The organism is Streptomyces sp. NPDC054956, from assembly GCF_053609185.1.
The window spans coordinates 1-12114 of sequence record NZ_JBSGXB010000238.1 but is presented as its reverse complement, the minus strand read 5'-3'; the positions used below and the strand labels follow the sequence as shown (position 1 = coordinate 12114).

Below are 12114 nucleotides of genomic sequence, written 5' to 3'. Positions count from 1 at the left end.
GGCGGACCGGGCCGGCGGGGGCGGCTGGTACGATCTGACCGGCCGGGGAGACTTCACCGACCGGGCCGACCGGGATGGCTGGGCCGACCGGGCCGACCGGGCCGACCGGGACGGCTGGGCCGTCCCGAGTGACCGGGCCGAGCCGGCCGACCGAGCCGGCTCCGCCGGTGCCTGGCCGGGCTCCGTCGGTGCCGGGCCGGGGGCGCGACCCGGGTACCCGGCGCGGGAGGAAGCCGGGCGCTTGGAGGGGGTGCCTGCGCAGCGCACCGCCGGGTCGGGGTCCGCGACGCAGGGCCCGGGGCGCGGCGGGGCGGGTACGTGGACCGCGGCGCGGCACGGTTCGCCGGGAGCCCCGCAGCCGGTGACGCGGTTGGCGTCGCACGGCATGGTCCGGGACGGTGCGCCCGCGGGCACGCAGTCCGGGACGCATGCGGGCCCGCAGGATGGGATGCGGACGGGCCCGCAGGCCTGGATGCGGACGGACGCGCAGGGCGGGATGCACGCGGACGCCTGGGGCGGGGCGCATGCCGGTCCGCATGGGGACCGGCAGCCCGGGACGCCGGTGGACGCACCGGCCGGTCCGCGGGCGGAGCTGCGGACGGACGCGCAGGCCCCGACGGCGGTGGGCCCGCAGGGCGGGGCACTTGCCGGGGCCGAGGCCGGACCGCGGGGTGTGGGGCAGGCCGACAAGGCCGGTGCGGACGAGGAGTTGCAGGTCGCGGCGCCGGAGCCCGTCGGGCGGGCCGAGGGGCGGTGGCTGCGCGGTGCGCGGCGGACGGGCGGAGCCCGGTTCGCGGGCGCGCCGCTGCCCGAGGCCCAGCCCTTCACCATGCCCCCGGGGCACCCGTCGGCGGACACCCCGCTGCGCGGCGCCCGCTTCGGCAGCCCCACCCGCCGGACCTCCGCCCCGCCCGAGCCGATGCCGTCGGGCGAGGACGGCCGGGGCGCAGGCGCATGGGACGCCGAGCCGGGCACGGCCGGGGCCGAGGACTACGCCGGGGCCCATGTCGGGGCCGGGGCCGGGGCCGTGCGGGACGGGCGGGGGGATCCCGTGCGGGGGCTCGTGGGGGCGCTCGTCGGGCTGCGGGCGCAAGGCCGGAGCGGGGAGGCGCACGCGCTGCTCTGCGAGGCCGCCACCTGGCCCGCGCACTGGCTGCCCGGGCTGGGGGAGGAGCTGGGGCGGGCAGGGCTGGCCGCCGACTGGGCCACCCTGCTCTGGGAGGCGGCCTCGCTGCCGCCGGCCCGGTTCGCGGCGGCCGCCGCCGCCCTGGGCCCGGCCGACTGCGACGCCATGCTGCGCCAGGGCGCGGCCCGGCCCGCCGCGGAGCTCGCCGAGGCCGCCCTCGCGCTCGGCAGCGCCGGCCGCACCCGCGAGGCCGACGCCCTGCTCGAAGCCTTCGTCCGGGTCCGCACCGCCGAGGAGTCGGCCCGCCTGGCACGCCGGGATCCGAGGTGGTTCGCGCCCCGGCTGCTGCGCGCGGCCGAAGCCCTCTCGGGGACGCACCACCGGGACCTGCTGCACGCCCTTCGAGTCGCGAATCTGCCCGTCTCGTGACCGGAATCGACCACGTGGCGACGTAACCCCTGCTTTTGCCGATCGACTACTCCAACCGCGCAACGCGGTCTTGCCCCGCGCCTGGCCGAGGCCTACCTTCAACTCCCTACGCGCAGCCGTCGTACACCCTCTACGTGCGTAGAAGCCGGCGTACCCGTCGCGAGGAGCAGCTCATGGCCCAAGTCGTCCGCGCCGCACTCGTCCAGGCCACCTGGACCGGAGACACCGAGTCGATGATCGCCAAACACGAGGAGCACGCCCGCCGGGCCGCCGCCCAGGGCGCGAAGATCATCGGCTTCCAGGAAGTCTTCAACGCCCCCTACTTCTGCCAGGTCCAGGAGCCCGAGCACTACCGCTGGGCCGAGGCCGTCCCCGACGGCCCCACCGTCCAGCGCATGCGGGCACTCGCCCGCGAGACCGGCATGGTGATCGTCGTACCGGTCTTCGAGCTGGAGTCCGAGGGCTTCTACTACAACACCGCCGCCGTCATCGACGCGGACGGCAGCTACCTCGGCAAGTACCGCAAGCACCACATCCCCCAGGTCAAGGGATTCTGGGAGAAGTACTACTTCCGCCCCGGCAACCTCGGCTGGCCCGTCTTCGACACCGCCGTCGGCCGGATCGGCGTCTACATCTGCTACGACCGGCACTTCCCGGAGGGCTGGCGCGAACTGGGCCTCGCGGGCGCCCAGTTGGTGTACAACCCGTCCGCGACCTCCCGGGGCCTGTCCGCGTACCTGTGGCAGCTGGAGCAGCCCGCCTCGGCCGTCGCCAACGAGTACTTCGTCGCCGCCATCAACCGCGTCGGGCAGGAGGAGTACGGCGACAACGACTTCTACGGCACCAGCTACTTCGTCGACCCGCGCGGCCAGTTCGTCGGGGAGGTCGCCAGTGACAAGGAGGAGGAACTCCTCGTCCGCGACCTGGACTTCGACCTGATCAAGGAGGTCCGCGACCAGTGGGCCTTCTACCGCGACCGCCGCCCCGACGCCTACGGAGGACTCGTCCAGCCGTGACCAACCCGACCCCCCTGTACAGCCGGCACCGCACCGTCCTGCCCGACTGGCTCGCGCTCTACTACAAGCACCCCATCGAGCTCACGCACGGCGAGGGCCGCCACGTCTGGGACGCGGACGGCAACCGCTACCTCGACTTCTTCGGCGGCATCCTCACCACGATGACCGCCCACGCCCTGCCCGAGGTCACCAAGGCCATCTCCGAGCAGGCCGGGCGGATCATCCACTCCTCCACCCTCTACCTGAACCGCCCGATGGTCGAACTGGCCGAGCGCGTCGCCGCGTTGTCCGGAATCCCGGACGCGCGGGTCTTCTTCACCACCTCCGGCACCGAGGCCAACGACACCGCCCTGCTGCTCGCGACGACGTACCGCCGCTCCAACCAGATCCTGGCGATGCGCAACAGCTACCACGGCCGGTCCTTCTCCACCGTCTCGATCACCGGCAACCGGGGCTGGTCCCCGACCAGCCTCTCGCCGCTCCAGACGTACTACGTCCACGGCGCGGTCCGCACCCGGGGGCCCTTCGCGCACCTGGACGACGCCGGCTTCACGGCAGCCGCCGTCGCCGACCTCGAGGACGTCCTCGGCCAGGCCAGGGGCGGCGTCGCCGCCCTCATCGCCGAACCGATCCAGGGCGTCGGCGGGTTCACCTCCCCGCCCGACGGGCTCTACGGGGCCTTCCGTGAGGTCCTCGACCGGCACGGCATCCTCTGGATCAGCGACGAGGTGCAGACCGGCTGGGGCCGCACCGGCGACAACTTCTGGGGCTGGCAGGCCCACGCCCAGAACGGCCCGCCGGACATCCTCACCTTCGCCAAGGGCATCGGCAACGGCATGTCCATCGGCGGGGTCGTGGCCCGCGCCGAGGTGATGAACTGCCTCGACTCCAACTCCATCTCCACCTTCGGCGGTTCACCGGTCACCATGGCGGCCGGCGTCGCCAACCTGGCGTACCTGCTGGAGCACGACCTCCAGGGCAACGCCCGCCGCGTCGGAGGGCTGCTGCTGGAACGGCTGCGCGCCGTCGCCGCGAGCGTGCCCGCCGTACGGGAGGTGCGCGGCCGGGGCCTGATGGCCGGGCTGGAGCTCACGAAGCCCGGCACCGACCAGGCCGATCCGGACGCGGCCGCCGCCGTACTGGAGGCCGCCCGCGCGAGCGGCCTGCTGCTCGGCAAGGGCGGCGGCCACAACACGAGCGTGCTGCGCATCGCGCCGCCGCTCTCCCTCACCGTCGCCGAGGCGGAAGAGGGCGCCGACATCCTCGCCGAGGCCCTGCACGGCCTCGACTGACCACGGGGGAGACGTACATGAGCACCCGCACCCTGATCCGCGGCGGCCTCGTCATCACCGCCGCCGACGAGCTCCACGCCGACGTGCTGATCGAGGACGGCCGGGTCGCCGCGCTCGCGGGGCACGGCACGGCGGCCGCCGCGGCGTGGACGGCCGACCGGACGATCGACGCGAGCGGGAAGTACGTCATCCCCGGCGGAGTCGACGCCCACACCCACATGGAGCTGCCCTTCGGCGGCACCGCGGCCTCCGACACCTTCGAGACCGGGACCCGGGCCGCCGCCTGGGGCGGCACCACCACCATCGTGGACTTCGCCGTGCAGAGCCCGGGCCACTCGCTGCGCGAGGGGCTCGACACCTGGTACGCCAAGGCCGACGGCCAGTGCGCCGTCGACTACGCCTTCCACATGATCCTCTCGGACGTCAACGAGCGGACCCTGAAGGAGATGGACCACCTGGTGGGGGAGGGGGTCACCTCCTTCAAGCTGTTCATGGCCTATCCCGGGGTCTTCTACAGCGACGACGGGCAGATCCTGCGCGCCATGCAGCGGGCCTCGGGCAACGGCGGGCTGATCATGATGCACGCCGAGAACGGCATCGCGATCGACGTGCTCGTCGAACAGGCCCTGGCGCGCGGGGAGACGGACCCCCGCCACCACGGGGAGGTCCGCAAGGTGCTCCTCGAAGCGGAGGCCACCCACCGGGCGATCCAGCTGGCGCGGGTCGCGGGTTCCCCGCTGTACGTGGTCCACGTCTCGGCGGAGGAGGCGGTCGCGGAGCTGGCGGCGGCCCGCGACAAGGGCCTGCCGGTCTTCGGCGAGACCTGTCCGCAGTACCTGTTCCTGTCCACCGACAACCTGGCGGAGCCCGACTTCCAGGGCGCCAAGTACGTCTGCTCCACCCCGCTGCGGCCCCGCGAGCACCAGGCGGCGCTGTGGCGGGGGCTGCGGACCAACGACCTCCAGGTGGTCTCCACCGACCACTGCCCGTTCTGCTTCCGCGGCCAGAAGGAGCTGGGCCGCGGGGACTTCTCGAAGATCCCCAACGGGCTGCCGGGGGTGGAGAACCGCATGGACCTCCTCCACCAGGCCGTCCTGGACGGGCACATCAGCCGCCGCCGCTGGATCGAGATCGCCTGCGCGACCCCGGCCCGGATGTTCGGCCTCTACCCCCAGAAGGGCACCATCGCGCCGGGCTCCGACGCCGACATCGTCCTCTACGATCCGCACGCCGAGCAGGTCATCTCCGCCGAGACGCACCACATGAACGTGGACTACTCGGCGTACGAGGGCAAGCGGATCACCGGACGCGTCGACACGGTCCTGTCCCGGGGCGAACTGGTCATCGACCGGCGTGAGTTCACCGGCCGGGCCGGCCACGGGGCCTTCATCCACCGCTCCACCTGCCAGTACCTGTAAGCCGCAAGCCCGCACGCAGCAGCAAGGAGCCATGCATGGACTTCGGCCTCGTCCTGCAGACCGATCCGCCCGCCTCCCAGGTCGTCAGCCTCATGAAGCGCGGTGAGCGCAACGGGTTCCGCTACGGCTGGACCTTCGACTCGGCGGTCCTCTGGCAGGAACCGTTCGTCATCTACAGCCAGATCCTGGCCAACACGCAGCGCCTGCACGTCGGCCCCATGGTCACCAACCCGGGCACCCGCACCTGGGAGGTGACCGCCTCCACCTTCGCCACCCTCAACGACATGTACGGCAACCGCACCGTCTGCGGGATCGGCCGCGGCGACTCGGCGATGCGGGTCGCCGGCCGGGCCCCCAACACCCTGGCCCGGCTCGGCGAGGCCATCGAGGTCATCCGCGACCTGGCGGAGGGCCGCGAGGCGCTGGTCGACGGCAACCCGATCCGCATCCCCTGGATCACGGACGGCAAGCTCCCGGTGTGGATGGCCGCGTACGGGCCCAAGGCCCTCGCGCTCGCCGGACAGAAGGCCGACGGGTTCATCCTGCAGCTCGCGGACCTCTACCTCACCGAGTGGATGATCAAGGCGGTGCGGCAGGCCGCGGTGGAGGCCGGCCGGGACCCCGCCTCGATCACCATCTGCGTGGCGGCCCCGGCGTACGTCACGGCCGACGACTCGGCGGCGGCCCTGGCCCACGCCCGCGACCAGTGCCGCTGGTTCGGCGGGATGGTCGGCAACCACGTCGCCGACCTGGTCTCCCGCTACGGCGAGCACTCCGGGCTGGTACCGGAAGCGCTCACCGAGTACATCAAGTCCCGCCAGGGCTACGACTACAGCCACCACGGCCGCGCCGGGAACCCGTCCACCGACTTCGTCCCGGACGAGATCGTCGACCGCTTCTGCCTGCTGGGCCCGGCCGAGGCCCACATCGAGAAGCTGCGCGCCCTGCGGGACCTGGGCGTCGACCAGTTCGCGGTCTACGACATGCACGACGCCCGGGAGGCGACCATCGACGCGTACGGCTCCGACATCATCCCCTCGTTCAGCTGACACGCCCTAGCGGTGCAGGGCCTCGGCGGACGCCGTCGTGGCGAGGTCCTGGGCGCGTTGTGCGCGCTGCGTGAGGAGGTTGCGGAAGCCGGCCAGGGCGTAGCGCCTGTCGGTCGCGGAACCGGGGCCGGGGATGCCGGCGAGTGCGGCGAGGAGCTGTTGCGGCTGGGTCTGCCAGCCGACGACGAGGACCCGCAGGCCCAGGCATTCCCCGCGCCGGTGCAGGTCGAGGAGGTGGAGCAGTCCGGCCACGTTCATGGACGGCACCTGGTGCAGGTCGATCATGAGCGCCTGAGCTCCGCCCACGGCACGGTCCATCGCCCGCTGGAGCGCGGGGGCCGCGGTCTCGTCGAGGTCTCCGGCCGCGCTGATCAGGATCGTGCTTCCGCGGTACTCGGTTTCCACTTTGAGCAATGCGTTCTCCTCACAGGACCGACGGGGCGAGGGGGCACCCGTATGGCCGTCATCCTTACCGGCCGGGCCGCTGTCGGGTGCGAGGCTCGCGGACGGCTCCCGGAGACAGTTGCGGCGGAGCGGGGCGGCCGGTCAGTTCGAGGCCGACTTCACGAGCTCGGCGATCCGCGCCTCGTCGGCGGCCGTCAGCCGGGTCAGGGCGTACGAGGTCGCCCACATGGAGCCCTCGTCGAGGTGGGCCTGGTCGCTGAAGCCGAGCGTCGCGTAGCGCGCCTTGAACTTCTCCGCGCTCTGGAAGAAGCAGACCACCTTGCCGTCCCTGGCGTACGAGGGCATCCCGTACCAGAGCTTCGGCGCGAGCTCCGGCGCGTTCTCCTTGACGATCGCGTGGATCCGTTCCGCCATGATCCGGTCGGAGTCCTGCATTTCGGCGATCTTCGCCACCACGTCGGCTTCCTCCGCCGCCGCCTTGTCGGCGCGGGAGCCGCGGCGCGCGGACGCCCTCAGTTCCTGGGCGTGGTCCTTCATCGCCGCGCGCTCCTCCTCCGTGAACCGCTCGGACGCCTTGCCGGCCGCGGCGGTCTTCTTGGCGGGCTTCTGGGTGTTCGTCATTTCGGGTCTCCTCAAGGCAGTTGGGGTCGTGGATCCAGCGTCATGCTAAGAGCGGGGGAGTGCCGGGCCGGTCATCCCCACGCGCCGGCGATCTGGCGCGTCGTGGCGTTGAGGCGGTTGAACATGTTGGTGACGCCGATCATCAGGACGAGCGCGGCCAGTTGCTTCTCGTCGAAGTAGGTGGCGGCCGTGTCCCAGACCTCGTCGCTCACCGCGTCGGGCCGGTCCGCCAGCCGCGTCGCCGCCTCGGCCAGCGTGAGCGCCGCCCGCTCCTCGTCGGTGAAGTACGGGGCCTCACGCCAGGCGGCCACCGTGGCCAGCCGCTCGTCGCTCATCCCGGACTTGCGGGCCGTCCTGACACCGCCGTCGACGCAGGCGCTGCAACCGTTGATCTGGCTGATCCGCAGGTGCACCAGCTCCAGCGTCTGGGCCTCCACCCCGCCGGACTGGGCCACCTTCATGATCTGCAGGATGGGCTGCATGGCGTCGGACAGGACGACCGCGGGGTTCTTCATACGGGACTGCATCATGATCCGCTCCTCTTCCGGTGTGCGCCCCGTTCCCTCGGGGCGTGACCCCATAACAGCCTCCCCGGCCCGCCACGGCGACGGCGATGGGACGCCGTGGGACACCTGGAACGCCATTGACCAGCGGAGAACCGGCTCGGGATAATTTCGCGACGGTGGGACAGGGGAAGCGGGGGAACGGTGAACGCGGAACACGCGGAGCACGGGTCGGCCGGAGCCGACCCGCAGGAGGAACTGGCGGCCCGGCTGCGACTGCTCCAGGAACTGTCCGGGCTCGGCGTACGGGCGCTCGCGAGGGACACCGGGCTGAGCTCGTCCTCCCTGTCGCGCTACCTCGGCGGCCAGACCGTGCCGCCCTGGCCCGCGGTCATCGCCCTGTGCCGTCTCGTCAAACGCGACCCCCGCCCGCTGCGCCCGCTGTGGGAACGGTCCTCGAACCCGCTGCCGGCGCCCCCGAAGGCCAGCCGGCAGGTGGTCCCGAGACCGCCCCGCAACGATCTGCCGCGCGACGTACCGGACTTCACCGGCCGGGAGGAACAACTGACTTCCGTGCTGGCCGCCTTGGACGGCCACCAGGTGGTCGCCGTGGACGGGATGGCCGGCGTCGGGAAGACCTGCCTCGCGGTGCACGCCGCGCACGGGCTCGCCGCCGACTACCCCGACGCGCAGCTCTACGTGGACCTGCACGGATTCACCGAGGGCCGGGAGCCGCTCGACCCGGACTCCGCGCTGCGGATGCTGCTCGGCGCCCTCGACGTCCCGCCCGAGCGGGTACCGCAGAGCGGCATCGAACAGCTGGCCGCCTGCTGGCGGTCGGAACTGGCCGGACGCCGGGCCGTCGTGGTCCTCGACAACGCCGCCGACGCCGACCAGGTCCGTCCGCTGCTGCCCGGCGCGGGTCCTTCCGTCGTCCTGATCACGAGCCGCAACCGGCTGCTGGGCCTGGACGAGGTGCCCCCGGTCTCGCTGGACGTGCTGAGTCCGCAGGAGAGCGCGGAGCTGCTGGCCCGTGCCAGCGGCGACGCCGGCGGCCCCGAAGGCCGCCTCGCCCGCGAACCGGAGTCCGCCGCCGAGGTGCTCAGGCTGTGCGGCCGTCTCCCGCTCGCCCTGCGGCTGGCCGCGGCCCGGCTGCGGCACCGGCCGGGCTGGACCGTGGGCATCCTCGTGGAGCGGCTGGCGGAGGGCTCCAGCGAGTTCGACACCGCGTTCGCCATGTCCGTACGGCAGTTGGACCGGGCGCACGCCCGGCTGTTCCGGATGCTGGGCCTGCTCCCCGGCGGATCCTTCGACGAGTACCTGGCGGCGGCGCTGGCGGACGTGCCCCTGCGCGGCGCCCGGGAGATGCTGGAGGACCTGGTCGACGCGCACCTGGTCCAGCAGCCGAAGGCGGGCCGCTACCGGCTGCACGACCTGGTGCACCAGCACGCGCGGCAGGCCTGCGCGGAACAGGACCCGCCCGCCGAGCGGGAGCGGGCGCTGGGCCGCTTCCTCGACTTCTACGTCCACGCGGCGGCCGCGGCGGACGCCGCGATGCCCGTCCTGTCGCCCTCCCGGCCGCCCACCGCGGGCCGGCCCCCGGCCGCGCTGCCGCGGTTCGCCGACAAGCACGCGGCCCTCGCCTGGCTGGTCGCCGAGTACGAGAACATGGTGGCCGCCTTCGAGACGGCGGTCGCCGTCGGGGCCGACGCGCACGTGTGCGAACTCCCGCGCTTCCTGCGGGCCTATTTCGCCCGGCGCTGCGGTACGACGCACCTCAACCACCTCTTCGAGCGGTCCCTGGACGCCGCCCGGCGCATCGGCGATCCGCTGCAACTGGCCGACGCCTACAGCGATCTGGGATTCGCCCGCTACAACGCGGGCCGGATGGCGGAGGCCGGGGCCGCGTACGAGGCGGCCGGACTGCGGGTGGCCGAGGCGGGGGACACCCGCTCGGAAGCCGAGCTGGCCATGCGCCGCGGCTACTTGAGGTGGGAGGAGGGTGGCGGTGAGGAGCCGCTCGAACTCTTCGGGCTGGCCGGGAAGTTGTACGAGGCTTCCGGTTTCCCGGAGGGTGCGGCCCACGCGGCGGCGTCCGAGGCCTGGGCGCTGCTGCAGCTGGGGGACCGGGAACGGGCGGCGCGCAAGGCCCGCGAGGTGCTGGACATCGCGCACCCGGACCCCTCGTGGCCGCCCAGGCTGACGGCCCGGATCACCCTCGGCGTGGCCATCGCGGGCGAGGAGCCCGAAGAGGCGGTCGGGCACCTGCACCGGGCGCTGGCGCTGGCCCGCGAGGACGGGCACATGAACAACGAGGCGTGGTCCCTCAACTGCCTGGGCGTCGCCCTGCGCCGGATGGGTCGCTACGAGGAGGCGCTGGCCAGCCACCGGGAGGCGTTCGCGCTGCTGGACGAGCTGTTCGAGGAGCACTGGAAGATCCGCTTCCTCAACGGCTACGCCGAGACCTGCCGGCTCGCCGGCCTGCCCGAGGAGGCCCTGCGGCTGCACCGGCAGGCTCTGGAGCTGGCCCCGAGGCTGGGGTACCGGCACGAGGAGGCGCTGGCCCACGAGGGGATCGCGGTCGTGCTCGACGGGACGGACGGGGTCGCGGCCGCCGAGCACCGCGCGGCGGCTGTTGCAGGACTCCGCCCGGTCCTGGCAGCCTGGCCCCCGAGCCGGCCCGACCGAGGACCGGCCGGACCCGGGGGACCGTCATGAACCTCAGAACCGCCGCCATAGCCGCCACCGCCGCCTTCGCCCTGGGGGCGCTGGGAGCGGCACCGGCCTTCGCGGACAACCACTCGGCCGTGGCGCCGCAGGCCCAGGACGGCAACTTCGAACACCTGGACCCGATACGGCAGTTCGTCATCGACGGCCAGTCCGAGCACCTGGCCCCGCAGGCTCAGGGCCCGCAGTACCTGCAGTTCGGCACCAACGGGGACCAGGGCCCGACGTTCCTGTGGTTCGGCACGTACGGGGAGCAGGGCGCGCAGTTCGGCCAGGACGGTGCGCCCGAGCACCTCGCCACCGCCTAGCCCGTACGGGACTACGGCGTCTCGGCGCCCCAGCCGTTGGGGCAGGGGGCCGGGGCGGCCGGGGTGCCCGGAGCGGTGCCGTAGGCGTAGGCCACGAAGTCCTTGAGCTCCGGGCCCCAGTAGGGCCACGCGTGGTCGCCCGCGCCCTGGCAGTAGCGGTGGGTGACCGCGCGGTCCTTCAGGTCCTGGTGGAGGGCCGCCGTCATGGCGCCGATCTCCTTCTCGCCGGTACCGCCCGCCCCGCCCGCGTACAGGGCCATCTTCCCGCCGTACGAGGCGTACTTGCCGTCGAGCGCCAGGTTGACCGGGTTCTGCCCGGGCCAGGTGCTCGGCGGCCCGAAGACCGTGGCCATCCGGTACGCCGTGTCGCCGGTCACCCGGAACTTCCCGTCGAACAGGCCGGTCCACAGGATCGAAGCCCCCACCGTCCAGGTGGAGTTGGTGATGATGCTCTGCGCACCCGGGTCGTAGATGTCCGTACCGGCCGAGAAGGCCCCGACGGCGGAGAACAGCTCCGGGTGGCGGCCGGCGTAGCGCAGGGCCCCGTAGCCGCCCATCGAGACGCCCACGATCGCCCGCCCGGAGGCCGACTTCACGGTGTTGAAGTTCGCGTCGATCCACGGGACCAGCTGGCCGATGTGGAAGGTCTCCCACTGCGGGGCGAAGAACCCGTCCGTGTGGCCGGGCCAGTCGCTGAACCAGCCGGCCTTGCCGCCCTCCGGCATCACGACGATGCCCTTGAAGGCCGAGCCCTCGAGGTTCGCGGTGACGTTGCCCTCGTCGGTCTTGGACCACTGCTCCACGTCGCCCGTGCCGCCGTGCAGCAGGTACAGCACGGGGTAGGGGTGCGCCGGGTCGCGCTGGTAGTCCTGCGGCAGCAGGATCCGTACCCGCACCGGCACCTGGACCGGATCGATCGACGGGGTCCCGCCGTGCGCCGCGAAGATCGCGGGGGTGGTCACGGAGGCGTCGCCCATGCGCTCGCTCTGCCCCGGGGCCACGGACCAGCTCCGCAGGGTCAGCCCGGCGGCATTGCGCGCGGGCAGCGAGGGCAGCACGGACGCGGCGCCCACGGGTGCGGCGGGCGCGGCGATCACGAGGGCGGCGACGGTGGCGAGCAGGGCCGCCGCCCGGCGCAGCGGGGAGGGGCGGGAGGGCCGGGATGGGCGGGAGGGTCGGGGCACGAAGAGCTCCCAGAAGGGGGTGAGGGGGGAGGGAAG

The 12114-nt window shown here is 73.2% G+C and carries 11 protein-coding genes; 7 read left to right on the top strand and 4 right to left on the bottom strand.

Going from position 1 to position 12114, the window contains the following annotated elements; all coding sequences use genetic code 11:
- The 5 genes from ACWGDE_RS28665 to ACWGDE_RS28645 all read left to right on the top strand — a co-directional run.
- On the top strand, nucleotides 1-1555 hold a 1555-nt coding region (locus tag ACWGDE_RS28665; RefSeq protein ID WP_453391925.1), incomplete at its 5' end, for a hypothetical protein.
- Nucleotides 1556-1728: 173 nt separating this feature from the next.
- Nucleotides 1729-2571 carry a nitrilase-related carbon-nitrogen hydrolase gene (locus tag ACWGDE_RS28660; RefSeq protein WP_453391924.1) on the top strand — a complete coding sequence of 281 codons (843 nt, stop codon included), beginning with the start codon at nucleotides 1729-1731 and terminating at the stop codon, nucleotides 2569-2571.
- Entirely contained in the window at nucleotides 2568-3863 is a 1296-nt protein-coding gene (locus ACWGDE_RS28655; RefSeq protein ID WP_453391923.1) for an aspartate aminotransferase family protein, read from the top strand. The genes ACWGDE_RS28660 and ACWGDE_RS28655 overlap by 4 nt, the downstream gene beginning before the upstream one ends.
- A gap of 17 nt (nucleotides 3864-3880) precedes the next feature.
- Nucleotides 3881-5281 (top strand): dihydropyrimidinase, encoded by a 1401-nt coding sequence (gene hydA / locus ACWGDE_RS28650; protein WP_453391922.1) that lies wholly within the window; start codon nucleotides 3881-3883, stop codon nucleotides 5279-5281.
- A gap of 35 nt (nucleotides 5282-5316) precedes the next feature.
- The gene (locus tag ACWGDE_RS28645) at nucleotides 5317-6330 is read left to right on the top strand and encodes a TIGR03842 family LLM class F420-dependent oxidoreductase (protein ID WP_453391921.1); all 1014 of its coding nucleotides are present in this window, start codon (nucleotides 5317-5319) and stop codon (nucleotides 6328-6330) included.
- A 6-nt stretch (nucleotides 6331-6336) separates the two neighbouring features.
- Here ACWGDE_RS28645 and ACWGDE_RS28640 read toward each other — a convergent pair whose 3' ends face one another.
- From ACWGDE_RS28640 to ACWGDE_RS28630, 3 genes are all read right to left on the bottom strand, one after another.
- Nucleotides 6337-6735 (bottom strand): STAS domain-containing protein, encoded by a 399-nt coding sequence (locus tag ACWGDE_RS28640; RefSeq protein ID WP_453391927.1) that lies wholly within the window; start codon nucleotides 6733-6735, stop codon nucleotides 6337-6339.
- Between the two features lie 141 nt (nucleotides 6736-6876).
- Nucleotides 6877-7356 (bottom strand): iron chaperone, encoded by a 480-nt coding sequence (locus ACWGDE_RS28635; RefSeq protein ID WP_453391920.1) that lies wholly within the window; start codon nucleotides 7354-7356, stop codon nucleotides 6877-6879.
- Nucleotides 7357-7427: 71 nt separating this feature from the next.
- Nucleotides 7428-7883 (bottom strand): carboxymuconolactone decarboxylase family protein, encoded by a 456-nt coding sequence (locus ACWGDE_RS28630; RefSeq protein WP_453391926.1) that lies wholly within the window; start codon nucleotides 7881-7883, stop codon nucleotides 7428-7430.
- A 180-nt stretch (nucleotides 7884-8063) separates the two neighbouring features.
- Here ACWGDE_RS28630 and ACWGDE_RS28625 point away from each other — a divergent pair, with 180 nt between their 5' ends.
- Both ACWGDE_RS28625 and ACWGDE_RS28620 read left to right on the top strand, forming a co-directional pair.
- Nucleotides 8064-10577 (top strand): tetratricopeptide repeat protein, encoded by a 2514-nt coding sequence (locus ACWGDE_RS28625; protein ID WP_453391919.1) that lies wholly within the window; start codon nucleotides 8064-8066, stop codon nucleotides 10575-10577.
- Complete coding sequence (locus ACWGDE_RS28620) at nucleotides 10574-10894, top strand: hypothetical protein (RefSeq protein ID WP_453391918.1); 321 nt, start codon at nucleotides 10574-10576, stop codon at nucleotides 10892-10894. Before ACWGDE_RS28625 ends, ACWGDE_RS28620 begins: the two co-directional genes overlap by 4 nt.
- An 11-nt stretch (nucleotides 10895-10905) precedes the next feature.
- Here the strand turns inward: ACWGDE_RS28620 and ACWGDE_RS28615 are convergent.
- A partial coding sequence (locus tag ACWGDE_RS28615) for an alpha/beta hydrolase (protein ID WP_453391917.1) occupies nucleotides 10906-12114 on the bottom strand: 1209 nt, incomplete at its 5' end.

Excerpts from the sequence above, each read along its gene's own strand:
- ACWGDE_RS28645 (WP_453391921.1), top strand. The coding sequence starts at position 5,317 with ATGGACTTCGGCCTCGTCCTGCAGACCGATCCGCCCGCCTCCCAGGTC.
- hydA (WP_453391922.1), top strand. The coding sequence starts at position 3,881 with ATGAGCACCCGCACCCTGATCCGCGGCGGCCTCGTCATCACCGCCGCC.
- ACWGDE_RS28660 (WP_453391924.1), top strand. The coding sequence starts at position 1,729 with ATGGCCCAAGTCGTCCGCGCCGCACTCGTCCAGGCCACCTGGACCGGA.
- ACWGDE_RS28635 (WP_453391920.1), bottom strand. The coding sequence starts at position 7,356 with ATGACGAACACCCAGAAGCCCGCCAAGAAGACCGCCGCGGCCGGCAAG.
- ACWGDE_RS28620 (WP_453391918.1), top strand. The coding sequence starts at position 10,574 with ATGAACCTCAGAACCGCCGCCATAGCCGCCACCGCCGCCTTCGCCCTG.
- ACWGDE_RS28630 (WP_453391926.1), bottom strand. The coding sequence starts at position 7,883 with ATGCAGTCCCGTATGAAGAACCCCGCGGTCGTCCTGTCCGACGCCATG.